This is a genomic window from Mesorhizobium sp. M0701, assembly GCF_040320365.1.
In the GTDB taxonomy this organism is placed as follows: Bacteria; Pseudomonadota; Alphaproteobacteria; order Rhizobiales; family Rhizobiaceae; genus Mesorhizobium.
On the sequence record NZ_JAMYPO010000015.1, the window covers coordinates 23,305 to 45,649 of the forward strand.

Genomic DNA, 22,345 nt, shown 5'->3' on the forward strand with positions numbered 1-22,345 from the left:
GAGGGTTCTCGACAGGTTGACCGCTTAACGATGACGTCCGCCGCGTGTGGTTCTGCCAGCCGGAGCCCCGTGCGTGAAGAAACTGTCGCCAGGAGCACACCGGCGCGCACATTCGGGGGTTGGCAGCCACGCTGCCTGCAACGTTCCATCGGTTTTCAGGAAACGGCGAGATGTCATGCTGCTGAGGGCGATCGTTCGAAATTGTGCCGCCATCCGTGTTGGCCGCGTCGGCGCGACGATGCTTGTTGCCGCGCTGCTTGCCGGCTGCCAGGGCGGCGTGCTCGATCCGCAAGGGCCGGTGGGGGCGGCGCAGCGGACGATCCTGCTCAATTCGGTCGCTATCATGCTGGCCATCGTCATCCCGACGATCGTGGCGACGCTCGGCTTTGCCTGGTGGTTCCGGGAAACCAACACAAGAGCGCGGTACCTGCCGGAATGGGCCTATTCCGGACGCATCGAACTGGTAGTCTGGTCGATCCCCATCCTCGTCATCCTGTTTCTGAGCGGCATCATCTGGATCGGATCGCATGACCTCGACCCAATGAAGCCGTTGGATTCCCAGCAAAGGCCGTTTGAGGTGCAGGTCGTCTCGCTCGACTGGAAATGGCTGTTCATCTACCCCGAGCAGAATGTCGCGAGCATCAACCAGCTTGTGGTGCCGGCGGGCAGGCCGGTGCATTTCTCGCTTACCTCGGCAAGCGTCATGAATGCGTTCTTCGTGCCTCAGCTCGGCGGCATGATCTACACGATGAACGGCATGACGACGCAGCTTCACCTGCAGGCGGATCAGCCGGGCGAATTCTATGGGCGGTCGGCCCATTTCAGCGGTGACGGTTTTCCAGGCATGCAATTCGTGCTGCATGCCGTCGCGGCCGATGCCTTCGAGGCGTTCGTCAATTCGGCGCGAAGCCAGGGACAGGCACTCGACAAGGCCAGCTACCAGGAACTGGCCAGACAGAGCATCGACGCGCCGCCTTCGACCTATCGCTCGGTCGAGCCGGACCTTTTCCACGAAATCGCGACGCAGGGCGTTCCACCCGCGCCCGGCCCCCAGGCCGGTCGCCCCGGGCCGAGCGTATCGCCCAAGGCAGGAGGCTGACAATGCTCGGAAAATTGAGCTGGGACGTCATTCCGTTCGATCAGCCTCTGCCGATGATCGCCTCGGCGGTCGTCGCCCTGGCAATCCTCGGCGTGCTGGCCTGGGTCTTCCTGGCCGGCCATTTCCCCTATCTCTGGCGCGAATGGATCACCAGTGTCGATCACAAGCGGATTGGCGTCATGTACACGCTGCTGGCGCTGCTGATGCTGCTGCGCGGCTTCAGCGACGCCGTCATGATGCGGTCGCAGCAGGCCCTCGCCTTCCAGGCGCCCGGCTATCTGCCGCCCGACCACTTCAACCAGGTCTTTTCCGCCCACGGCACCATCATGATCTTTTTCGGGGCGATGCCGTTCGTCATCGGCCTGATGAACCTGGTCGTGCCGCTGCAGCTCGGCGTCCGAGACGTTGCCTTTCCGACGCTCAACTCGGTGAGTTTCTGGCTCACCGCCACCGGTGCGCTGCTGGTCAACATCTCGCTGGTGATCGGTGAATTCGCGCGTACCGGATGGCTGCCCTATCCGCCGCTCAGCGAGACCGCCTATTCGCCGGGCGTCGGCGTCGACTATTATCTGTGGGCCGTGCAGATAGCGGGCGTCGGAACGCTGCTCACCGGGATCAATTTCGTCACCACGATCCTGAAGATGCGGTCGCCCGGCATGAGTTACCTCAGGATGTCGATGTTCTGCTGGACCTCACTTGCCGCCAGCCTGCTCATCGTCGCCGCCTTCCCGATCCTCACCGCCACGCTCGCGATGCTGACGCTCGACCGCTATTTCGGCTTTCATTTCTTCACCAATGAAGCTGGCGGCAACATGCTGATGTTCGTGAACCTGATCTGGGCCTGGGGCCATCCCGAGGTCTACATCCTCGTCCTGCCGGCGTTCGGCATCTTCTCGGAGGTCATCTCCACCTTCTCCAGCAAGCCGCTGTTCGGCTACCGCTCGATGGTGGCCGCGACGCTCTTCATCTGCATCGTCTCCTTCATGGTGTGGCTGCACCACTTCTTCACGATGGGCGCCGGCGCCGACGTCAACGCCGCGTTCGGCATCGCCACCAGCATCATCGCTGTCGGTACCGGCGTGAAGATCTATAACTGGATGTTCACCATGTATGGCGGCCGCATCCGCTTCGCGACGCCAATGCTGTGGTCGCTGGGCTTTATGGTGACATTCGTCATCGGCGGCATGACCGGTGTGTTGCTGGCGGTGCCGCCGGCCGATTTCCTGCTCCACAACAGCCTGTTCCTGGTGGCGCATTTCCACAACGTCATCATCGGCGGCGTGCTGTTCGGCGCCTTCGCGGGATATACCTACTGGTTTCCCAAGGCATTCGGTTTCCGGCTGCACGAGGGCTGGGGCAAGCTGGCCTTCTGGCTGACGCTGATCGGGTTCTACGCCACCTTCGTACCGCTCTACGCTGTCGGCCTGCTCGGCATGACCCGCCGCATGCAGCATTTCGACGTGCCGGCATGGCATCCGTGGGTGCTGGTTGCCGGCGTCGGCATGTTGATCACCACCGCCGGCGTGGTCGCGCAGATCGTACAGCTCGTCGTCAGCATCCGGCAGCGCGCGGCGCTTCGCGACGCCACCGGAGATCCCTGGGACGGCCGCTCGCTGGAATGGGCCACGCCCTCGCCGCCGCCGGTCTTCAACTTCGCCGCGCTTCCGCATGTCGAGGGCGAAGAGCCCTACTGGAGCATCAAGCAGCGGGCACGCGAGCAAAACCGGCTGCGCGACGAGCCTGACTACGAGCCGATCGAGATGCCCCGCAACAGTCCCACCGGGTTCATCTGCGCCTTCTTTGCGACCGTGATGGGCTTTGCTCTCATCTGGCACATCTGGTGGATGGTGGCGCTCGGCGCGCTCGGTGCTTTGGCCACCTTCGTCGTATTCGCGTGGCGCGACATCCCCGAATACGTCATTCCTGCCGCCGAAGTCGCCCGGATCGACCGCGCCAACCGAAGTGCGCGCCGCGAGGCGCTGGCCACTTACACGGGGCCAAGGCCATGACCGCGATCGACGTTCGAGAGCGTGACCCCTACCGCCTCCATGGCGGGCACGGCCATGCACCCGGCCACGGCGACGGCGGCCCGGCACCGATCCGGATCGTCGTGGGCTACGGCTTCTGGATCTTCCTTCTGAGCGACATCGTGATGTTCTCGGCCTTCTTCGCGGCCTATGCCGTGCTGGCGGGCAAGACGGCGGGCGGGCCGAGCGGGGCCGAGCTGTTCGACCTGCGCAACGTCGCGATCGAGACGGCCGCTTTGCTTTTGTCGAGCTTTACCTGCGGTCTCGCCAGCCTTGCCGTGACAGCGCGGCGAAGCTCCTGGTTCTATGTCGCGATGACTGTCACCTTCGTGCTCGGCGCCAGCTTCATCCTGCTCGAGTTGCGCGAGTTCGCGCATATGGTTGCCACCGGTGCCGGACCGACGCGCAGCGCTTTCCTGTCGGCGTTCTTCACGCTGGTGGGATGCCATGGCCTTCACGTGACGGCGGGGCTGCTGTGGCTGCTCACGATGATGGCGCAGATCTTCGCCAAGGGATTCCGCGACGATATTCTTCGGCGTTTCATGTGCTTCAGCCTGTTCTGGCACGCCCTCGACATCATCTGGGTCGCCCTGTTCACGGTGGTCTATCTCCTGGGAGCAAGTCGATGAGCAATGCGGACGATCGCCACGCGCAACGGCGCGACACCGATGGCCTGGAGCGCTACGACATCGATACGGCGCCGGGTGACGAATACCTCGGCGACACCGAGGTCGGATCCGGGCTACGCGGCTATGTGATCGGCCTCGGGCTGGCAACGCTGCTGACCATCGCCTCGTTCTGGTTGCCCGGAACCAACCTGATATGGGCACCCGGCATTCCGGTGGCGCTGGTCGTGCTGGCGATCGCCCAGATGGGCGTGCATCTCGTCTTCTTCCTGCACATCACGACGGGACCGGACAACACCAACAACGCCCTGGCGCTTGCCTTCGGCGTGCTGATCGTAGTTCTGGTGATCGGCGGCTCGATCTGGATCATGGCCAATCTCGACCACAATTTGATGCCGATGAATGCGATCATGAACATGAACCGCTAGCGATTTGAGGCGCAGCGCAGTGCCTCCAGGCCGGCCTTGCCCGCCGCTTCAGACGCGTTGCCGGATGACGGACCGGTATCAGCTGCGCTGGCTGGAGTTTTGATTTTTGCGATCCTGCGGCGATATCGCGCCTTTCGAGGCCTTTGAGCCGCCGCCCCACTCCTGGGCTTTCCGTGCCTGATCGCCTGCTTCCTTCGATGCCTCGGCCTTGTCGCTGCCGCTGGCTTTCTTGCCGGATATGGGTTGGTCGACAGGGTTTGATTTGTTGTCCATCATGCTTCTCCGTTTGTGCCGAACCAGGCGACGGGGTGGCGTGGCGTCCTCAAGCCCGTTCGAACGTGCCGACGAGCTCGGCCTCTCCCACGACGTGCGGCTCGGCCTGTTTCAGCACGTCTTCGACGGCAGCCTTCTCGCCGAGATGAAGCGTCTCGGCGTCGAGTGCAAGAAGCCGGAAATGGTAATGGTGGAGCCCATGCCCAGGCGGCGGCTGGGGGCCGTCATAATGAGGATTGCCGAAATCGTTGACGCCGTGTCCGAGGCTCTCGGTCTTGGCGCCGGCGGTCGTGCCTTCGGGAAGAAAGTTGCGCTGTGCGTCGATGTCGTAGACCGCCCAATGACGGAACATGCCTGAAGGAGCGTCGGGGTCCTCGACGGCCAGGACGAAGCTTTTGGTTCGTTGCGGCGCGTCCGTCCACTCCAATGGCGGCGAGACGTTGCCGCCGTCGCGGGAATAGCGCGGCGGTATTTTTTCGCCATCGGCAAAGGCAGAGCTTTTGAGAGTGAAAGCCATGGTCTCCATCTCCCTGTCTGAGATTCCCTCATAAACAGCTACGAGCCGCCGATGTTCCGGTCGCCGCCCCGGTCAAACCACGGTCAAACCGGATTGCCGGCCGTTGGCCGGAACATTCGCCGAGGAAGCGGGTTTTTCGGTTCGGACGCATCGCCGCGGAATGGCGGCAAGAGGCTCGGCAATGGACGAAGGGCGCGACATGACCGGGCTAAGCGGTATGCAATCAAGCGGGGCAAAAGGTGTTGTGATCGCGTTCTCCGTGCCGGGCGGCGAGACAATCTATACCCACGAGCGGGAAACCGTCGCTGCCGTTGCGCGTACGATTGCGGCGTTGAAGGGCTTTGCCTTCCGCCAGGGCCTGCGTGGCAGCGGCGGTGACAGTGGCCGACTGTATTTCGTGCCGGACGACAGCCTGCTTGCCGTCGATGCGCTCCAACTGGGCATAAACGGGCCGGACGACCTCTTCGGCGGTGTGGTGCCCTGGCGCCTCGCAACCACCAAGGCCATAACCCACGAGCTGGTGGACGGGTCGGCGGCACGGCCAAAAGAATGGCCAGCCGGCTTCGGCAGAGCCGTCGGCGCGGCCGTACTGCCCGGCTATACCGCATTTTCACGCGATGACGCGCTGCGCGCAGCGGAACGTCTGCTGCAGCTCGGGCTGGTCCGGTTCAAGCCACCGCGCGCTTCGCGGGGCCGCGACCAGCACACCGCCGCGACCGTCGCCGATATCGAAAGGCTGCTGGATCGATATCCATCCTCCGACCTGAGGGAATACGGCCTTGTTCTCGAAACGGAGCTTCGCGACATCGTCACGCTGAGCATTGGCAGAACGGCGATCGACGGAACATCGGTCGCCTATTACGGCGTGCAGCGGATGACGGCCGACAATGCCGGACAGCCCGTTTACGGCGGATCCGATCTGGTCGTCGTGCGCGGCGGATGGGAGGCGCTCGACAGGCTGCAGCTTTCTCCGGCGCTAAGTTTGGCTGTGGCGCAGGCGAGGACCTACGACGCGGCGATGGATGACTATCCCGGATTTTTCGCCTCACGGCGCAACTACGACATCGGCCAAGGTGTCGATTCCTCGGGCATCTGGCGATCGGGTGTGCTGGAAGCCAGCTGGCGGATCGGCGGCAGCAGCACGGCCGAGCTTGCGGCAATGGAGGCCATGACGCGTGACCCCGACGTGCAGATCGTGCATGTCTCCGCCGTCAAGCAGTTCGGCAACACCGCGCAGCTGCCGCTGAATGCAGTAATCCACTTCGACGGAGAGGACCCTGAGGAGGGCCAAATCAGGCGTTACACCGTCGTCACCCAGGCGATCCGAGGGCCGATCGGGGAAGCCGGCCGATCGTCATTTTAGGTCGAAGTGAAACACGCCTTTGGCAGGGAACATCCGCGAATGGCCCGAGTTTGTTTCAGGCAGCCAGCCAGTCAGAAACCGGAGGAAAAAATGATCGAGATGATTTCCGCTCCCCAGAACGTCGCCGCCTTTCGTGTCACCGGCACTGTGACGGCGGACGACTACGACAGAGTCATCCCGGCAATCGAAGCGAAACTGAGCGACCATAAGGACATCGGCGTCCTGACCGATCTTACTGATTTCGAGGACATGACGGCTGGCGCCTTGCGGCGCGACCTGCAGTATGGGCTGAGCAAACTTGGCGAGCTCCACCGCTTCAAACGTGCCGCCGTGATTTCCGACAAGCAATGGATCAAGGCAGCTACGGAAATGACAGACGCGCTGTTTCCGCAAATCGAGGCGCGGGTGTTCCCGGAGGACGAAAAAGCCCAGGCCCTGAAATGGGTGGCAGGCGTACAATAGCGGTGTTGGGGAGTGCCATGCCGTTCGACAAACGACAGGATTCAGAAGGCCTCTGGGAGGTCTATGACAGCGAGAGCGGCGAAGCCGTCGTGGTCGGCGGGTTGCCGCTTTCCGGTCTCGACGAAAGCGAAGCCGATGAAGCGATCGAAAAGCTCAATCGGGGCGATCTGACGTCGGACAACATCCCCGAGACGGTTCGGTCAGGGTGGCCTCCGACCAAGGACGGTTTGTGATGACAGCCTGACGGACGTCACCGAGGACCGGTCGCGGATCTACGACGAGGCCTTGACCCCGAGCTTGCGGGCTTTGTCCTCAAAGTCGTCGCGAATATCCTCGATCGTCGGCAGATGCAGGCGCCGCAGTTGGGCGTGCAACTTTTTGGCGGCATCTGAGCTCAGGTCGCGCTTGAAATTGGTCGCGACCTCCTCGGCCGAGCCGTAATGGCGATAGCGCTCGATCTCGGTCTTCGTGGCTTGCTGGACGTGCTCGAGCGTCTTGCGCTCGGCATCGGATTTTCCGTCCGGTTTGGCCCGCATGACCGGATTGAAGGCTTTGCTGATAACGAATTCGACGAGTTCCTGCTGGGCGTGAGCCATGATTGTTCTCCCTCGAAGCTGTCCGAGCCTAGAACGGTTCATCGGGGGAAACGCTGAACCGATCTCTCTTGTTTTGACGCAATTCCGAACGGAAAACCGTTTCACACTTTTCCCGGAATTGCTCTAACCGCGGCGGCAATTGAAGGTTCCGTGGCTTCGGATTTCGTTATCGCTACAGGTCCAAGGCGGTTCCTCGAAGGTCACAGCCGCGCCTTGGTGGTGCGCGGCGTTGCCAGGAGCAGGCTTGTTTCGCTGCCGGTAATTCCGGGGATCAGGCGGATACGTCTCAGCACCGCGTCGAACTCGCTCAGGGTCTGGGTTCCGAGTTCTATCACCAGGTCCCACCGGCCATTGGTGGTGTGGATGGTCGAGACCTCGGAGAAGCCGCCCAGCGCCCGAATGACGCGATCGGCGGCGTGGCCTTCGATCTCGATCATCATGATGCCACGCACGCGCTGATCGACCGCGTCGGCGCGCAGAATGACGGTGTAGCCGACGATGACGCCGTCTCTTTCAAGCCGCTCGATCCGGGACCTTACCGTTGCCCGGGAGACACCCAGGCTAACGGCAAGGTCGGAAATGCTGCGCCGGGCGTCGTGCCGCAAAGAGGTGATGATCTGCTCGTCGAGGCGGTCCATGATTGCTCACAACGGAAGTAGATGCTGCCGCTATGGTAAGGCACTTCGACAAATTTGCCAATTTGACATGTTCATTCTGCCAGCGATGCCGGCTTCAATAAAGGCATCGTAATTGGCGGGGTATGACAAATGCATTGCACGATCGTTGGGGCGCCGATCCAGGCCGGCTCAGGCCGCATGGGCTGCGAGATGGGGCCGAGTGCGCTGCGCACGGCCGGCCTGGCCGGCGCACTGACCGAGCTCGGCCATACGTTGACCGACCTCGGCACGATCGTCCCTGCCGACATGCGTCCTGTCGTACACGGCAACGCGGCGGTGAAGGCGCTGCCGGAAATTGCGGCCTGGACGGCGGCAATCAGCGAAACGGCCTATGCCGCGAGCGCCGATGCGATGCCGATCTTTCTCGGCGGCGACCACAGCATTTCGGCCGGCACGCTCGCCGGCATTGCCCGCCGGGCGGCGAATGCCGGCCGGCCGCTCTTCGTGCTGTGGCTCGATGCGCACCCCGATTTTCATACGCTCGACACGACGACCAGCGGCAATTTGCATGGTGTGCCGCTCGCCTATGCCAGCGGGCAGCCCGGCTTCGAGGGCTATTTCCCCCGCCTTGCAGCGCAGGTGGAGCCGGCTCGCATATGCGCGCTGGGGATCCGCAGCGTGGACCTGGCGGAAAGGGATGCATTGCGCAGAGCCGGCGTGACGGTCCACGACATGCGTTCGATCGACGAGCACGGCATCGCGCAACTGCTTCGCGCCTTTCTCGAACGGGTGAGCGCCGCCAACGGCATGCTCCATGTCAGTCTCGACGTCGATTTTCTCGACCCGTCGATCGCCCCGGCGGTGGGCACCACCGTTCCCGGCGGCGCCACCTTCCGCGAGGCGCATCTGGCGATGGAAATGCTGCATGACAGCGGCCTCGTCAGCAGTCTCGACCTGGTCGAGCTCAACCCTTTTCTTGACGAGCGCGGCCGCACCGCCACGCTTTTGGTCGACCTGACCGCAAGCCTGATGGGCCGGCGGATCATGGATCGCCCGACGAGGGGGTTCTAAGCCATGACCGTCAATTTGAACATCGTTCCATTCGTCAGCGTCGACCGCATGATGAAGCTGGTGCTTGCCATCGGCATCGAGCGTTTTCTGGTCGAACTCGCCGCCTATATCGAAGAGGATTTCAGGCGTTGGGAGCTGTTCGACAAGACGCCGCGCGTCGCCTCGCACAGCATTGACGGCGTCATCGAGCTGATGCCGACCAGCGACGGGCAGCTTTACGGCTTCAAATATGTCAACGGGCATCCGAAGAACACGCGTGACGGCCGTCAGACCGTGACCGCTTTCGGCGTGCTTGCCGATGTAGGCAACGGCTATCCGATGCTGCTTTCGGAAATGACCATCCTGACCGCCCTGCGAACGGCGGCCAGCTCGGCGGTTGCCGCGAAATACCTCGCTCCCAAGGCCGCCCGGTGCATGGCGATCATCGGCAATGGCGCGCAATCGGAATTCCAGGCGATTGCGTTCAAGGCGCTGCTTGGCGTCGACAGGCTGCGCCTCTACGATATCGACCCGGCGGCCTCGACCAAATGCATGAAGAACCTTGCCGGCATGGGTTTCGACATCAAGCTCTGCGCGTCGGCGCAGGAGGCCGTCGAAGGTGCAGAGATCATCACCACGGTGACCGCCGACAAGCGGTCGGCAACAATCCTGACCGACAACATGGTCGGGTCCGGCGTGCACATCAACGCGGTCGGCGGCGACTGCCCGGGCAAGACCGAGCTGCATCGCGACATTCTGCTGCGCTCGAATATTTTCGTCGAGTATCCGCCGCAGACGCGCATCGAAGGCGAGAGCCAGCAGCTCGATGCGGACCATCCGATCACCGAATTGTGGCAGGTGATGACAGGAAAGGCAGCAGGCCGGACGGACGCCGGACAGATCACGCTGTTTGATTCCGTCGGCTTTGCGATCGAGGATTTTTCCGCGCTGCGCTACGTCCGCGATCAGCTTCAGCGGACCGGCCTTTACGAGGAACTAGACCTTCTGGCCGATCCCGATGAACCGCGTGACCTGTTCGGCATGCTGCTGCGCGCCGAAAAAGTGGCCGGGCTGGCGGTTGCCGGCAGCTGAGCTGCGATCCTGTCGGTCAGTCCTTCTTTTCCTGGTACAGGCGCTCGGTGGCGCGGTCGCTTTCCCTGCGCTCCGCCGGGCTGCGACGACGCTGGGTGAGCAGGGCGTAGGCGATCAGGATTGCCAGCAGCAGTGGACCGCCTGCAACAACGAGCAACCACAAACTAGTCTCAAACATCGAACCGTCTCCTTTCCTTCACAACCGGGAAGGACCAGAACCGTTCCTCCGTCTTATCGGAGGTCGCCCGCACGGCGTGGCGCGATTCAGGATTTAATGCTTCGAGCGGGGCGTTCCACGCCTTGTCTGCACTCAGGATGCCCTTATCTAGAGTCTTATCATTCGGTCACAGGCACTCTCTGCAAAGTGAAGGGAACCACAAGGGCTTTCCGACATTTGGTTGTTCAAGAGACAAACGTGCAGCCACACCGGCTCCGGGGCTAGGAATACCATGCGTGAGAATCAATCCGACGTCTTCGATCTGTTTTCCGAGGTTTACAAGAATGCGGCGCAGGAGGAGATAAGCCTCCAGCAATATCTGCTTGCCTGCCGCGAGGACAAGTCGATGTACGCCTCGGCGCCCGAGCGGATGGTCGAGGCGATTGGCGAGCCGACCTTTGTCGATACCAGCAAGGACGAGCGGCTTGGCCGTATTTTTTCGAACCGGACGATCAAGATCTATCCGACCTTCGCCGACTTTTACGGTATGGAGGATACGATCGAGCGTATCGCCGGTTATTTCCGCTATGCCTCGCAAGGGCTCGAGGAACGCAAGCAGATACTCTATCTCCTCGGCCCGGTCGGCGGCGGCAAGTCCTCGCTTGCGGAGCAGCTGAAAAGGCTGATGGAGCAGCGTCCGATCTATACGCTGAAGGTCGGCGGCCAGGTCAGCCCAGTGTTCGAATCGCCGCTCGGGCTGTTCGACCCCGATCGCATGGGCGACCTTTTGGAGGACAAATACGGCATCGCCCGGCGGCGACTGAACGGCCTGATCTCGCCCTGGGCGGCCAAGCGCCTCGACGAATTGTCCGGCGACATCTCCAAATTCAGCGTCGTCAAGCTGATGCCGTCCAGGCTTCGCCAGATCGGCATCGCCAAGACCGAGCCGGGCGATGAGAACAACCAGGACGTTTCGGCCCTGGTCGGCAAGGTCGACATCAGGCAGCTGGAAAACTTCAGCCAGTCCGATCCGGATGCCTATTCCTATAGCGGCGGGCTGAACCGGACCACGCAAGGACTGCTCGAATTCGTCGAGATGTTCAAGGCGCCGATCAAGGTGCTGCATCCGCTGCTGACCGCGACCCAGGAAGGCAGCTACAACGGCACCGAGAATTTCGGCGCTTTCCCCTATCAGGGCATCATCGTTGCCCATTCCAACGAATCGGAATGGCTGCAGTTCAAGAACAACAAGAACAACGAGGCGTTCCTCGACCGTATCCTGGTGGTCAAGGTGCCGTATTGCCTGCGGGTCACCGAAGAGCGGCAGATCTACGAGAAGCTGTTGCGCGAAAGCGAATTGGCTAACAGCCCCTGCGCTCCGGAAGTGCTCGATATCCTCAGCCGGTTCACCGTTTCGACCCGCCTGGCCGAACACGACAATTCGCCGCTCTACACCAAGATGCGCGTCTATGACGGCGAGAACCTCAAGGAAACCGATCCCAAGGCGAAGTCGGTCCAGGAGTACCGAAACGCGGCCGGTGTCGATGAAGGCATGACCGGCGTCAGCACCCGCTTCGCCTTCAAGATCCTGTCGCAGACCTTCAACTACGACACCGAAGAGGTGGCCGCCGATCCGGTGCATCTGATGTACATCCTGGAAGAGGCGATCAAGCGCGAGCAGTTCCCGAAGGAAACAGAGGCGGACTATCTCGATTTCATAAAGTCCGAGCTGGCGACCCGTTATGCCGAGTTCATCGGCCATGAGATCCAGAAGGCTTATCTGGAATCCTATAGCGAATACGGCCAGAACCTGTTCGACCGCTACATCGCCTATGCCGATGCCTGGATCGAGGATCAGGACTACAAGGATACCGATACCGGCCAGATCCTCAATCGCGAGGTTCTGGACAACGAACTGTCGCAGGTCGAAAAGCCGGCCGGCATCGCCAATCCCAAGGACTTCCGCAACGAAGTGGTGAAGTTCACGCTGCGCGCGCGGGCCAGAAACCACGGCCGCAACCCATCATGGACAAGCTACGAAAAGCTGCGCGAAGTCATCGAGAAGCGGATGTTCGGGCAGGTCGAAGATCTGCTGCCGGTGATCAGCTTCGGCTCCAAGCAGGACAGCGTGACGGAGAAGCGGCATACCGAATTCGTGCAGCGGATGATCCAGCGCGGCTACACCGAGCGCCAGGTCCGCCGGCTGGTGGACTGGTACATGCGGGTGAACAAGGCGGGTTGAAGCCAGCCCGGGGTAACATATGCCGATCTTCATCGATCGCCGACTGAACCCGAAGGACAAAAGCCTCGGCAACCGGCAGCGTTTCCTGCGGCGGGCGCGCGAAGAGTTGAAGCGCACCATCCGCGATCAGATCCGCACCGGCAAGATCGCCGACGTGGACGCCGAGCATGCCGTTTCGATGCCGGCGCGAGGCACCGGCGAGCCGAGCTTCAAGGATGCCCGGAACAGCGGCAGCCGCCAGCACGTCCTGCCCGGCAACAAGCATTTTGCCCCAGGCGACCGGCTGCCTAAACCCGGCCAGGGCGGCGGCATGGGATCCGCCCCGGGGAGAACCGAATCGGAGGACGATTTCCGTTTCGTGCTGTCGCGCGAGGAGGTGCTCGACCTCTTTTTCGAAGACCTCGAACTGCCTGATATGGTCAAGCTCAACCTCAAGGAGATCCTCGCCTTCAAGCCGCGCCGGGCCGGCTTCGCCGCGACCGGCTCGCCGACCAACATCAATGTCGGACGCACGATGCGCAACAGCCATGGCCGCCGCATAGCGCTCAGGCGCCCCAAGCAGGAGGCGGTCGACGCTGTCGCGCAGGAGATCGCGACGCTGGAGGCGAAGCCGCAAAACGCCGAGATGCGGCAGCGCATCGTGGCGCTGCAGGAAGAGCTTGAGCGGCTGGAGCGCCGCCGCAAGCGGATCGCCTTTGTCGATCCGGTCGATATCCGCTTCAACCGCTTCGACGCCCAGCCGGTGCCGAACGCCAATGCGGTGATGTTCTGCCTGATGGACGTGTCCGGTTCGATGGGCGAACGCGAGAAAGATCTGGCCAAGCGCTTTTTCGTGCTGCTGCACCTGTTCCTGAAACGGCGCTATGACCGCACCGAGGTGGTCTTCATTCGCCACACGCACGAGGCGCAGGAGGTGGACGAGGAAACCTTCTTCTACAACACTCAGAGCGGCGGCACGGTGGTTTCCACGGCGCTCGAGGAGATGCACCGCATCGTCGAGCAACGCTATCCCAGCCGCGAATGGAACATCTATGTCGCCCAGGCCTCGGACGGCGACAATTTCGTCACCGATTCGGAGCGCTGCATCACCCTTCTCGACGAACAGATCATGCGGCTTTGCCAGTATTTCGCCTATGTCGAGATCCTCGACGAGCGTGAGAGCCACATCTTCGGCGCCACCGACAACGGCACGTCGCTGTGGCGTGCCTACAGTGCGGTCAAGCTGAGATGGTCGAACTTCCAGATGAGCCGCATCGCCACGGCGGCCGACATCTACCCGGTTTTCCGCCAGCTCTTCGCCAGACAGCCGGGTTATCAAAAGAGCGCTGAAAGAGGGGGCTGATGGCGAGCAAATCCGGGTTGCTGTTTTCCGGTTCCGACTGGGATTTCAGGACGCTGTCGCGTGCCTACGAGACCATCGAGGCGATCGCCACGGAAGAGCTCCACCTCGACGTCTATCCGGTGCAGATGGAGATCATCTCCTCAGAACAGATGCTCGACGCCTATTCCTCTGTCGGCATGCCGCTGATGTACCGGCACTGGTCGTTCGGCAAGCACTACCTCTACCAGGAATTGCTCTATCGCAAAGGCGGACGGGGGCTGGCCTATGAACTCGTCATCAATTCCAATCCCTGCATCGTCTATCTGATGGAGGAAAACACCATGGCTCTGCAGGCCCTGGTGACGGCGCACGCGGCACTCGGCCATAACCATTTCTTCAAGAACAATTATCTGTTCCAGCAGTGGACGGATGCCAGCGCCATCCTCAGCTATCTCGACTTCGCCAAGGGCTACATTGCCCGCTGCGAGGAGCGGCATGGCGTCGATGCGGTGGAAGAGATCCTCGATGCCGCACATGCGCTGATGGAACAGGGCGTGTTCAGATATCACCGGCCGCCGAAACTGTCGTCGGAAAAGCAGCGCGAGGGCGTTCGCGAGCGCCTAGAATACGAGGAGCGTTCCTACAATGACCTATGGCGCACGCTGCCGCCTTCGAAGGACGGCACCAAGCCCCGTGAGACGGATACAATGGCGGAGCGCAAGAAATCGCTCAAGCTGCCCGAGGAAAACCTGCTTTATTTCCTGGAGAAGAACAGCCTGATCCTGGAACCCTGGCAGCGTGAGGTCATCCGGATTGTCCGCGTCATCGCGCAGTATTTCTATCCGCAGCGCCAAACGCAGGTGATGAACGAGGGCTGCGCCACCTTCGTGCATTACACGCTGATGAACCTTTTGTTCGACCGCGGCCTGATCGGCGAAGGCGCCATGCTGGAAGTGCTGCGCAACCATTCGAACGTGATCTTCCAGCCGGGCTTCGACGATCCGCGCTTTTCCGGCATCAACCCTTACGCGCTGGGCCTCGACATGATGCAGGATATCCAGCGCATCTCGACCGCGCCGACCGCCGAGGACCGCGACTGGTTTCCCGATATCGCCGGCAATGGCGACTGGCGCCAGACCCTGCTGGACGCCTGGGCCAACCATCGCGACGAGTCCTTCATCCGCCAGTATCTGAGCCCTACCCTGATCCGGAAATGGCGGTTCTTTGTGCTTGCCGATGCGGCCAACGATCCGCACTACGAAGTCGCCTCGATACACAATGAGCGCGGCTACGAGAGCATCCGCGCCGCACTCGCCCACAGCTACGACATCGGCGCCAGCCGGCCGGACATCCAGGTGGTGGACGTGGACCTGCTCGGCGATCGGCATCTGCGCCTGCAGCATAAGGTCAAGGACGGCATAGTGCTGGAAGGCGGCAGCCGCGACGCCACGCTGCGCCATATCCGCAAGCTCTGGGGCTACGAGGTCAGCATGGCCGCGGTCGACGCGCAGACCGGCGCCACAGTCCACGAACGGTCGACCAGCCAGATCGGGGAATGACCGAACCGGACTTGCCGGCGAAGTCGGGTGTCGTTGCCTTTTCCGGATCACCAACGACCCTATCTACGCGCGCACCTTGACATGGTCGGGAGCAGGAGCATGCGCGCATTGATGATCGCCACCCTTCTTCTGGTCGCCGTCTCGATGGCGCTCTCGCTCGCGCACGCACTGGAATTGCCCGGCAAGTTGCGCCTCAAGGAGGCCACCTACAAATCAGTGCAGGCGATCTATTATCCCGGCTTCACGATCGGCGGCTTCGCCGAAATCGGCGGCATCATTGCCCTCGCCATCCTGCTCTACCTGACGCCTTATCCAAGCGCTCGATTCTGGTGGACCCTGGCGGCGCTTGCCTTCCTGGCGGAACATGCGACCTATTGGTTGATCACGCATCCCGTCAATAATTTCTGGGTGCAAGACGTTGCCATGCCGCAATCAGCCGCGACGTTTTTTTCAATGTTCTCTCGAAAGCAGACCGGCGACTGGAGAGACTTGCGCAACGTCTGGGAGGCTTCGCATGTCGCCAGGGCAGGCCTGGCGATGCTGAGCCTCGTCTCAATTGCTATCGCCGCGACATTTTTTGCCGAATAGCGCCGAGGAGATCAAGACGGCGCCCTCGTCCGCCAATTTGCGGCTACGAACGCTGCATCCGTCAGATCAGAGAACGGACCCGGCGGCCGTATTGTCTTAACGTCAAGCGATCCTGCCATTTCAGCGGTCGGCGCGATGCTTGTTGTGGGCGCTTTCCTGGTGCTCGCCGCGGATGATGTTGCGGTCGTCGGGATCGGCAATGTCCTTCGGGTCCGATCTGAGCTCGGCACCGCGCCGGAACGCCTCGCGCTCTTGCCTGGTCTTTTTCAAATCCGCTTCCGCGTCGAAATCCTTGCCGGCGTTTTTCGTGTTCTCGCGCTCTTCGATAATGCGCAATTGCTGCTCATGAGTCTTTTTTCCGGCCATCGGTGACCTCCTTCTTTTGATTTTCCGCTTTGCCAGGGTCCAAATTCGCTACAGCCCGAAAGGATAGGTCTCGGGAAGGCCTGTCCCAACATGTTCCGGCCCAAGCGGCGTCACGGCACTGGTTTCATCGAACCAGACGAAAGCATCGAACTGGCGGGCGAGCGAGGCGTCCGCATAATGGCTGTGGAGCTCGGTTTCGGGCCGGTAGATGACGCCGATAAAGCGTTCCAGCCGGCGCTCCAGAAGCCGTTCGCGCAGCGTGTCGTCGCGCTCGAAATCGAGCAGGAAAGGCGAGACGCCGCTGTCGTGGCAAAGCCGCTCATAGCTGTCGTTGTGGGAAGGCCGAACCGGTTTCACTTCCATGTCGCCGTCCCAGTCGGTGGCGGCGGCCACCGTCCCGGAATGCGTACTGAGCCCGATCGAGGCAACCTCGTCGCCAAAACGCTGGCGGCAGAGCTGGCCGATATTCAGTTCGTCCCTGACGATCCCCATTTCGGTATAGCGGGCATCGCCGATATGGGAATTATGTGCCCATACCACCGCCTTGGCATTCGGGCCGCGGGCCTGCAGCAGGTGCTCCAGCGTTTCGAACATGTGGGTGTCGCGCAGGTTCCAGGACTGCGCGCCACCATAATACATGGTGCGGTAATAACGCTCGGCGGAGGCGACCAGGCGGGCGTTCTGGGCGGCGTCGAGGAAATCGATACCGTACTGCTGCGCATAGTCGAGCTCTCTGGAAAGCAGTTCCCGGCATTGCTCGAGCACGGCCTTCTCGCATTTCTGGTAACCGGAAGTGAGTGCGACACGGCCATAGGTGGCCGGGTCGTTCTGCCACGGCGTCAGGCAGCCATAGCGTTCGCGCGCGATCCTCGCCGCCTGCGGATCGACCCGGTCGAGATATTGCAGGACCGCCGCAATCGATCCGCCCATATTGTAGATGTCCAGGCCATAGAATCCGGCCCGCCGGGAGGATTTGCTGATCCGCTCATTACGCACTCGCATCCAGTCGACGAACGCCGCGACGTCGGTGTTGCGCCACATCCAGGTGGGAAAGCGCTGGAACGGCGGCGCGGCGCCCGGCCGCGGCGGCCGATGGCGGACGTAACGGTCGATCGCCGCGGCATCGGGCCAGTCGGCCTCGACCGCGACGATGGTGAAGCCATGCTTCCCGATCAGCCTGCGAGTGATCGCGGCGCGCGCACGGTAGAACTCCGACGTGCCGTGGCTGGCTTCGCCGAGCAAGACGACGCGGCGGTCGGCAAACCGGTCGAACAGCGCACCGAAGGCCGGATCGTCGAAATCCGGAAGCGGCTCGGCGGCGGCCGCGATCATCTGCGGCAGGCTGCTCCTGCGCTGATGCCGGTGCGGAAGCTCGGCCGCTATCTGGCTGTCGCTGCCTGGCTCGCCCCAGCCTTGCTCGCCGATCAGCGGAACAAACCGCACGCCGCCGAAATCCTCCTCGGTGTAAGTTGCTGCGCCGGTCCGGGTGACCTTGAGCAGGCGCTGCGAGTCGAATTCGTCGCCGACCGGGATGACAAGCCGGCCGGCGACGTCGAGCTGTTCCTGCAGAGCGAGAGGTGCGCCGGGTCCGGCGGCCGCAACCAGGATCGCATCGAAGGGTGCCGCCTCTGGCCAGCCCTTGGTGCCATCGCCGGTGCGGACTTCGATATTATCGTAGCCGAGCTTTTTGAACCGTTGCCTCGCCGTTTCAGCTAACGCGGCGTGGCGCTCGATCGTGTAGACGCGTTCGACGATACGGCTCATCACGGCAGCCGCATAGCCTGATCCGGTGCCGACCTCGAGGACGTGGTCACCGGCTCCGACCTCCGCCATTTCGATCATGAACGCAACGATATAGGGCTGCGATATCGTCTGACCTTCGGCGATCGGCAGCGGCCCGTCCTCATAGGCGAATTCTTCGAAACCAGGCTCGACGAAAGCCTCGCGCGGGACCTCGCGCATCGCTAGAAGGACATTGCGGTCGCGAATGCCACGGCGGCTCAGGTGGATATCGACCATTTGGTTGCGGGCATGGGAGAGATCGAGCATCTTTCTGCTCCTCCTAGGGCTTCCGCTGCAATCGCCCAAGCTGCTCAACGGCACTTCGGCCGGCTCATATCTCAGGGCCTCGGCGGTCCCCTTGGATTCAAGCAATGCGGTGCATCTTCCTAACCGTTGGCAAGCCCCGAGGTTCCCCAAAAGACCGACCCGCTTTTGTCTGGCGAGGCGCGTTGCAGGATCGACAAGCGGGCGCCGGCCGCGCCGCCCAAACTTATTTCGAGGCAAATCCTTTCTCCGACGCGACGCCACTCCAGATAACGACGGACGAGGGTATTCCGGAGGCATTTCCATGAACGACGAGGCCCGCACCGCTGCGCATACGACCGGCCTTGACCAGATCGATCTGATGGACCGCTACTGGCGCGCCGCGAACTACATCTCGGTTGGCCAGATCTATCTGCTCGACAATCCGCTCTTGCGCGAGCCCTTGCGGCCCGAGCACATCAAGCCGCGGCTGCTCGGCCATTGGGGCACGACGCCCGGCCTCAATTTCATCTATGTGCATCTGAACCGGATCATCCGTGAACGTGGTCTCGATGTCCTGTTCATCTGCGGTCCGGGTCACGGCGGCCCGGCAATGGTCGCGAACACCTGGCTCGAGGGCACCTACAGCGAAATCTATCCCGAGGTCGGCGGGGACGAAGACGGCCTGCGAAAGCTGTTCCGGCAGTTCTCGTTTCCCGGCGGAGTGCCGAGCCACGCCGCTCCGGAGACGCCCGGCTCGATCCACGAAGGCGGAGAACTCGGCTATGCGCTGGTCCATGCCTTCGGCGCCGCCTTCGACAATCCGAACCTTGTCGTTGCCTGCGTCGTCGGCGACGGCGAGGCCGAGACCGGCCCGCTCGCCGCGGCCTGGCATTCCAACAAGTTCCTGAACCCGGCATCCGATGGTGCCGTCCTGCCGATCCTGCATCTCAACGGCTACAAGATCGCCAGCCCGACGATCCTCGGCCGCATGGAAGACGAGGCGTTGCGCAGCCTGTTCCTCGGCCATGGCTACGAAACCTTTTTTGTCGAAGGTCATGAACCTGCCGCGATGCATCGCGAGATGGCCCGCACGCTCGATACGGTGCTCGACCGGATCCACTCCATCCAGGAGCCGGCACGAGCCGCGGGCTGGAAGGGAGAGCGGCCGCTGTGGCCGATGATCGTGCTGCGCAGCCCAAAGGGCTGGACCGGGCCGAAAGAGGTCGACGGCAGACGAGTCGAGGATTTCTGGCGTTCGCACCAGGTGCCGGTGTCGAATGCACGCGGCGATGCGGCGCACCGCCAGATCCTGGAAGACTGGATGCGCAGTTACGAGCCGGAAAAACTGTTCGACAAAGGCGGCCATCTCCTGGCGGAGCTCGCTGCGCTTGCGCCAACAGGACCAAGACGAATGGGCGCAATCCCCTACGCCAATGGCGGCCTGCTGAAACAAGACCTGGTGCTTCCCGACTGGAAAGGCCTGGCGCTCGACGTACAGCGTCCGGGCGGTGCTGTCGGAGAGGCGACGCGGACCGTCGGAAGCTATCTTCGCGATGTGATCCGCTTGAACGCCGATGCCAGGAATTTCCGGCTGATGGGACCCGACGAGACGTCCTCCAACCGCCTCGACGACGTGTTCGAGGTTACGGACCGGGTCTGGATGGAGCGGATCGAGCCCTACGACGTCCATCTTTCCCGTGACGGTCGCGTCATGGAAGTGCTCAGCGAGCATCTTTGCCAAGGCTGGCTGGAGGGCTATCTGCTGACCGGCCGCCATGGCCTGTTCTCGTGCTACGAGGCGTTCGTCCACATCGTCGATTCCATGGTCAACCAGCATGCCAAATGGCTGAAGACCTCCGGCGAGCTTGCCTGGCGCAAGCCGATCGCCTCACTCAACTACCTGCTGACCTCGCATGTCTGGCGGCAGGATCATAACGGCTTCAGCCATCAGGACCCGGGCTTTGCCGATTTCGTCGCCAACAAGAAGGCCGACACGGTCAGGCTCTATTTCCCGCCCGACGCCAACACGCTGCTGTGGATCACCGACCATTGCCTGAAAACCTACAACCGCATCAACGTCATCGTCGCCGGCAAGCAGCCGGCGCCGCAATGGCTGTCCGCCGAGGACGCGGAAGCGCACTGCCAGGCCGGCGCCGGCATCTGGGAATGGGCCGGGACGGTTGCCAAGGGCGAAGAACCGGATGTGGTCCTGGCTTGCGCCGGCGACGTGCCGACACTGGAGGCGCTTGCCGCAGCCGACATCCTGCGCTCGGGCATTCCGGACCTGAAGATCCGCGTCGTCAATGTCGTCGACCTGATGATCTTGCAGTCGAATTCCGAGCATCCGCATGGCTTTGCTGACGACAGATTCGACGCACTGTTCACCAGGGCCAAGCCGGTCATCTTCGCCTATCACGGCTACCCCTATCTCATTCACCGTCTGACCTACCGGCGCGCCAATCACGACAACATGCATGTGCACGGCTTTCGCGAGGAAGGCACGACGACGACGCCGTTCGACATGGTCGTGCTCAACCAGCTCGACCGCTATCATCTGGCGCTCGCTGCGATCGCGCGCGTGCCGGGGCTGGCCGAGCGGGCGAAGGAGCTTGCCGCGGCGCTGCATGGGAAATTGGCTGAGCATACGGCCTATGTCCGCGAACATGGCGAGGACATGCCCGAGATTCAGAAATGGTCCTGGCCGCAGGACGGCGCGACGAGGGCCGGCGATTGATGCGACGATCGATCCTTGCGTTGAATGCCGGCTCGTCCAGCATCAAGTTCGGACTTTACGACCTTGCAGCGTCCGCCGAGCCGGATCTTGCCTCGCGCGGTTCGCTGGATCTGGGCGATGCGCCAAGGCTGACCGCGAAAGCCGCCGATGGGGAGCTGCAGTGCGATCGGCCACTTACCGCGGACGCATCACGCGACATGGGCCTCGGCCAGATGCTGCAGTGGATCGAGAACGAACTTGGCGGAAGGAAGTTGATCGCCGCCGGCCATCGCATCGTCCATGGCGGACGCGAGTTCGTCGAACCTGTCCGCCTGACGCCGACAGTTATCGAGGCTCTCGACAGGCTGACCCCGCTTGCGCCATTGCACCAGCCACGCAGCCTCGCACCAATCCGGGCGCTTGCCGCGCTGCGGCCCGACCTGCCGCAGGTCGGATGCTTCGACACGGCCTTCCATCGGACCATCGAGCCTCTGGTCAGTCGTTTTGCGCTGCCGCGCCGCTACGAGGCGGACGGCATCCACCGCTACGGCTTTCACGGGCTTTCCTACGAATATGTTGCCGGCCGGCTCAAGCAGATATCGCCCGATCTGGCGGCGAAAAGAACCATCGTCGCCCATCTCGGCAACGGGGCGAGCCTGTGCGCCATGCGCGACGGGCGAAGCGTCGATACGACGATGGGCTTTTCGGCGCTTGATGGCCTGGTCATGGGCACACGCTGCGGCGCCATCGATCCGGGCGTGCTTTTGTACCTGCTGCTGGAAAGAGGCGTTTCGGGAGAGGCACTGCAGCACATGCTCTATGAGGAATCCGGGCTGCTCGGCGTGTCCGGTATTTCCGGCGACATGCGCTCGCTGGAAGCCAGCGACGACGGCCGGGCCCGCGAAGCGGTGGAGCTTTTCGCCTTCCGCGCCGCCAGGGAAGTTGCCGCCCTCGCCAACACGCTGGGCGGGCTGGAATGCCTGGTGTTCACCGCCGGCATCGGCGAGCACTCGGCCACGGCCCGTAAAGCGATTTGCGACAGGCTTGACTGGCTCGGCGTGGCGATCGACGAGGCCGCCAACAGCTCTCATGCCGCGCTGATGAGCCAGGCGGAGAGCAAGGTGGAAGTCCGCGTCGTGGCGACCGACGAAGAAGGTGTCATCGCCCGCCACACGCGCAAGGTGATGGAGGGGCCCGGCTGAGGCGGATGGCCTCGAATGG

General features: G+C 62.5%; 22 protein-coding genes. 15 read left to right on the plus strand and 7 right to left on the minus strand.

The features are described from left to right. Window positions 1-175: 175 nt before the first annotated feature. From cyoA to cyoD, 4 genes are read left to right on the plus strand one after another with little or no spacing between them, the layout of a single operon-like run. Window positions 176-1,099, plus strand: coding sequence for a ubiquinol oxidase subunit II (gene cyoA / locus NKI24_RS16520; protein ID WP_352746729.1), 924 nt, complete (start codon window positions 176-178; stop codon window positions 1,097-1,099). Window positions 1,100-1,101: 2 nt separating this feature from the next. Continuing rightward, window positions 1,102-3,108 (plus strand): cytochrome o ubiquinol oxidase subunit I, encoded by a 2,007-nt coding sequence (gene cyoB, locus NKI24_RS16525; protein WP_352746732.1) that lies wholly within the window; start codon window positions 1,102-1,104, stop codon window positions 3,106-3,108. Then, a complete protein-coding gene (gene cyoC / locus NKI24_RS16530) occupies window positions 3,105-3,755 on the plus strand; it encodes a cytochrome o ubiquinol oxidase subunit III (protein ID WP_352682393.1) in 651 nt (216 codons plus the stop codon). The genes cyoB and cyoC overlap by 4 nt, the downstream gene beginning before the upstream one ends. After that, complete coding sequence (cyoD, locus tag NKI24_RS16535) at window positions 3,752-4,180, plus strand: cytochrome o ubiquinol oxidase subunit IV (RefSeq protein ID WP_352473039.1); 429 nt, start codon at window positions 3,752-3,754, stop codon at window positions 4,178-4,180. Before cyoC ends, cyoD begins: the two co-directional genes overlap by 4 nt. A 78-nt stretch (window positions 4,181-4,258) precedes the next feature. Here the strand turns inward: cyoD and NKI24_RS16540 are convergent, their stop codons facing one another. Further along, window positions 4,259-4,456, minus strand: a complete 198-nt coding sequence (locus NKI24_RS16540) for a hypothetical protein (protein WP_352501151.1) — start codon at window positions 4,454-4,456, stop codon at window positions 4,259-4,261. A gap of 46 nt (window positions 4,457-4,502) precedes the next feature. Continuing rightward, window positions 4,503-4,970 carry a YbhB/YbcL family Raf kinase inhibitor-like protein gene (locus NKI24_RS16545; RefSeq protein WP_352615137.1) on the minus strand — a complete coding sequence of 156 codons (468 nt, stop codon included), beginning with the start codon at window positions 4,968-4,970 and terminating at the stop codon, window positions 4,503-4,505. 181 nt (window positions 4,971-5,151) lie between these two features. On the opposite strand from NKI24_RS16545, the gene NKI24_RS16550 reads away from it, so the two are divergent. The 3 genes from NKI24_RS16550 (at window position 5,152) to NKI24_RS16560 (ending at window position 7,028) form a co-directional block, all read left to right on the plus strand. After that, window positions 5,152-6,333 (plus strand): DUF3182 family protein, encoded by a 1,182-nt coding sequence (locus NKI24_RS16550; protein WP_352746736.1) that lies wholly within the window; start codon window positions 5,152-5,154, stop codon window positions 6,331-6,333. 90 nt (window positions 6,334-6,423) lie between these two features. Then, window positions 6,424-6,795 (plus strand): SpoIIAA family protein, encoded by a 372-nt coding sequence (locus tag NKI24_RS16555; RefSeq protein ID WP_023677052.1) that lies wholly within the window; start codon window positions 6,424-6,426, stop codon window positions 6,793-6,795. A gap of 17 nt (window positions 6,796-6,812) precedes the next feature. Then, window positions 6,813-7,028 (plus strand): hypothetical protein, encoded by a 216-nt coding sequence (locus tag NKI24_RS16560; RefSeq protein WP_352449539.1) that lies wholly within the window; start codon window positions 6,813-6,815, stop codon window positions 7,026-7,028. A 39-nt stretch (window positions 7,029-7,067) separates the two neighbouring features. Here the strand turns inward: NKI24_RS16560 and NKI24_RS16565 are convergent, their stop codons facing one another. Together NKI24_RS16565 and NKI24_RS16570 are read right to left on the minus strand one after the other, a co-directional pair. Next, the gene (locus NKI24_RS16565) at window positions 7,068-7,391 is read right to left on the minus strand and encodes a hypothetical protein (protein ID WP_352449540.1); all 324 of its coding nucleotides are present in this window, start codon (window positions 7,389-7,391) and stop codon (window positions 7,068-7,070) included. Between the two features lie 200 nt (window positions 7,392-7,591). Beyond that, window positions 7,592-8,029, minus strand: coding sequence for an Lrp/AsnC family transcriptional regulator (locus NKI24_RS16570; RefSeq protein ID WP_352449541.1), 438 nt, complete (start codon window positions 8,027-8,029; stop codon window positions 7,592-7,594). A 129-nt stretch (window positions 8,030-8,158) separates the two neighbouring features. Between NKI24_RS16570 and rocF the strand changes: the two genes are divergently transcribed. Further along, window positions 8,159-9,079 (plus strand): arginase, encoded by a 921-nt coding sequence (rocF, locus tag NKI24_RS16575; RefSeq protein WP_352449542.1) that lies wholly within the window; start codon window positions 8,159-8,161, stop codon window positions 9,077-9,079. A gap of 3 nt (window positions 9,080-9,082) precedes the next feature. Next, window positions 9,083-10,150, plus strand: coding sequence for an ornithine cyclodeaminase (ocd, locus tag NKI24_RS16580; protein ID WP_352571844.1), 1,068 nt, complete (start codon window positions 9,083-9,085; stop codon window positions 10,148-10,150). 16 nt (window positions 10,151-10,166) lie between these two features. On the opposite strand, the gene NKI24_RS16585 is transcribed toward ocd, so the two are convergent. After that, window positions 10,167-10,328 carry a hypothetical protein gene (locus tag NKI24_RS16585; RefSeq protein ID WP_352449544.1) on the minus strand — a complete coding sequence of 54 codons (162 nt, stop codon included), beginning with the start codon at window positions 10,326-10,328 and terminating at the stop codon, window positions 10,167-10,169. Between the two features lie 271 nt (window positions 10,329-10,599). On the opposite strand from NKI24_RS16585, the gene NKI24_RS16590 reads away from it, so the two are divergent. The 4 genes from NKI24_RS16590 (at window position 10,600) to NKI24_RS16605 (ending at window position 16,017) form a co-directional block, all read left to right on the plus strand. Next, window positions 10,600-12,549, plus strand: coding sequence for a PrkA family serine protein kinase (locus NKI24_RS16590; RefSeq protein ID WP_352449545.1), 1,950 nt, complete (start codon window positions 10,600-10,602; stop codon window positions 12,547-12,549). A gap of 19 nt (window positions 12,550-12,568) precedes the next feature. Beyond that, on the plus strand, window positions 12,569-13,891 hold the full coding sequence (locus NKI24_RS16595; protein ID WP_352449546.1) for a YeaH/YhbH family protein: 1,323 nt from the start codon (window positions 12,569-12,571) through the stop codon (window positions 13,889-13,891). Then, on the plus strand, window positions 13,891-15,429 hold the full coding sequence (locus NKI24_RS16600; RefSeq protein ID WP_352449547.1) for a SpoVR family protein: 1,539 nt from the start codon (window positions 13,891-13,893) through the stop codon (window positions 15,427-15,429). The genes NKI24_RS16595 and NKI24_RS16600 overlap by 1 nt, the downstream gene beginning before the upstream one ends. A 99-nt stretch (window positions 15,430-15,528) precedes the next feature. Then, window positions 15,529-16,017, plus strand: a complete 489-nt coding sequence (locus NKI24_RS16605) for a DUF1772 domain-containing protein (protein ID WP_352746742.1) — start codon at window positions 15,529-15,531, stop codon at window positions 16,015-16,017. A gap of 120 nt (window positions 16,018-16,137) precedes the next feature. On the opposite strand, the gene NKI24_RS16610 is transcribed toward NKI24_RS16605, so the two are convergent. Both NKI24_RS16610 and NKI24_RS16615 read right to left on the minus strand, forming a co-directional pair. Beyond that, complete coding sequence (locus NKI24_RS16610; RefSeq protein ID WP_023720508.1) at window positions 16,138-16,383, minus strand: hypothetical protein; 246 nt, start codon at window positions 16,381-16,383, stop codon at window positions 16,138-16,140. A gap of 48 nt (window positions 16,384-16,431) precedes the next feature. After that, window positions 16,432-18,432 carry a protein-L-isoaspartate(D-aspartate) O-methyltransferase gene (locus tag NKI24_RS16615; protein ID WP_352746745.1) on the minus strand — a complete coding sequence of 667 codons (2,001 nt, stop codon included), beginning with the start codon at window positions 18,430-18,432 and terminating at the stop codon, window positions 16,432-16,434. 301 nt (window positions 18,433-18,733) lie between these two features. Between NKI24_RS16615 and NKI24_RS16620 the strand changes: the two genes are divergently transcribed. Both NKI24_RS16620 and NKI24_RS16625 read left to right on the plus strand, forming a co-directional pair. Beyond that, entirely contained in the window at window positions 18,734-21,145 is a 2,412-nt protein-coding gene (locus NKI24_RS16620; protein WP_352746747.1) for a phosphoketolase family protein, read from the plus strand. Continuing rightward, window positions 21,145-22,326 (plus strand): acetate/propionate family kinase, encoded by a 1,182-nt coding sequence (locus tag NKI24_RS16625; RefSeq protein WP_352746749.1) that lies wholly within the window; start codon window positions 21,145-21,147, stop codon window positions 22,324-22,326. Before NKI24_RS16620 ends, NKI24_RS16625 begins: the two co-directional genes overlap by 1 nt. The last annotated feature ends 19 nt before the right edge of the window (window positions 22,327-22,345 follow it).